Below are 314 nucleotides of genomic sequence, written 5' to 3' on the forward strand. Positions count from 1 at the left end.
CAACTGTGGATAGCTGGAAAGGGTGGAACTATCTGGCATTCATAGTCATGTTTGTTAAAAAATGTCTTAAATCCAAGTAGTTTAAACAACTTCACATACTAAAAACATAAGCGATGATTACCACTTGCAAAGTTACTGAAATTTTCTGTATTATCGACGAGTTTTCCAAGAAATTGCACGCAGAACTTGAAAAAACATGTATTTGCGCCTTTCTGACACGGACGGTCGCAAGCGCAGGAAGCGTGAATGCATGATGTCCGAGAGCGAGATAATGACAATCCTTGTATGCTGCCATTTCGGAACATTCGCCAATT

Annotated in this window: 1 pseudogene; it reads left to right on the forward strand. The window is 39.8% G+C overall.

Annotated elements, in window-relative coordinates:
* Window positions 1-113: 113 nt before the first annotated feature.
* Window positions 114-314 (forward strand): annotated as a pseudogene (locus E5358_RS15630) (IS982 family transposase); the annotation flags it as partial.

This window comes from Palleniella muris (assembly GCF_004792655.1).
Taxonomy (GTDB): Bacteria; Bacteroidota; Bacteroidia; order Bacteroidales; family Bacteroidaceae; genus Prevotella; species Prevotella muris_A.